Genomic DNA, 1,218 nt, shown 5'->3' on the forward strand with positions numbered 1-1,218 from the left:
ACTTGTTCCATACTGATTATCTAGCTCAGCAACGAGTACGGCTAAGCTAGTTTCATCCGCATCTGGGTATCCATATCTAAATGTACAGCTCTTAGAACCATTAAGATTGCAACCTGGGAAAGGAAGACTTTCTGGGCCTTTACCTGATCCCGCGTCTGTGTGTTTGTTTGAAATGTATGGATAATGCTCTAATCCTACGATCGCCATTTTTCCATATCCGATCCCCAACGCCGACGCAATTGCACCTTTCATACCTTCTAAGCGGGCTTCGCGTGCATCGTTTTGTAAGTTTAAAAAACGTGGTGCGGCGGTGACAGCAAGAATGCCGAGTATCACAATCACCACTACTAACTCAATCAGAGTAAATCCAGTCTGTTTTTTCATATTATTTTCACAGCAAGTTAAAGGTAAAAAAGTAAATAACTGTACGCTTTTTTGTTGTGGAAATAAGTACAGTATTGATAAAGGGGTCAGCATTATAGAGCGATGCAAAATAAAGCGCTAGAGCTCGACATCAATCATTTTGATGATTTTATCAACGGCATATGTGTTGTTTTGGTGTACAGTGCATTCAGTTTTCTGTAAGAAAAGCCTTACGTTGGTAGTGAGGTTAGCGAAAATGAATGTTGTCTAAAAACAGACAAATAGATTGTCTTTTCATGGTCATTGAGGAATGCTACGCAAGGCGGGGTTAGGCAACCATCTCGAAATGCGATAAGTCTAGCGCCCTTATTGATTGTCTGAATATAAGAATAATCTAGATGGAATTTGATTCGGTTAACTTGCTTGCGATGGGACTGATTTTTCTCGGTTCTTTTGTCCAAACTGCGATTGGTTTTGGCTTAGCCATTGTGGCCGCGCCATTGCTCATTCTATGGGCGCCCGAATATGTGCCTGCACCTATCTGTTTGGTCGCGTTGTTTATTTCGATCATGAATGCGCTGAAACACCGCAGTAGCGTCGAAATCGGTGGTTTAAAAATGGCATTGATTGGCCGAGTTCCCGGTTCTATTGCTGGTGGCTTCATGCTGTTCTTTGTCTCCACTCAAGCACTGACGTTGTGGATCGGTTTACTCGTTCTGTTCGCGGTTATCGTCAGTGTGCTTCCGTTTCGTATTGAACCTACACCTCAGCGTATGACGTTAGCTGGATTTTTCTCCGGTTTGTTTGGTACCAGCTCGGCAATCGGTGGCCCTCCGATGGCATTGCTATTGCAGC

2 protein-coding genes are annotated in these 1,218 nt (G+C 43.4%); one reads left to right on the forward strand and one right to left on the reverse strand.

The window, feature by feature from the left end; genetic code table 11:
• Positions 1-384: type IV pilin MshA (mshA, locus tag R7E42_RS24700; RefSeq protein ID WP_318073189.1), on the reverse strand; the 384-nt coding region annotated here is incomplete at its 3' end.
• Between the two features lie 377 nt (positions 385-761).
• On the opposite strand from mshA, the gene R7E42_RS24705 reads away from it, so the two are divergent.
• On the forward strand, positions 762-1,218 hold a 457-nt coding region (locus R7E42_RS24705), incomplete at its 3' end, for a sulfite exporter TauE/SafE family protein (RefSeq protein WP_318073190.1).

Source organism: Vibrio sp. Vb1337, from assembly GCF_033338715.1.
Lineage (GTDB): Bacteria > Pseudomonadota > Gammaproteobacteria > Enterobacterales > Vibrionaceae > Vibrio > Vibrio alginolyticus.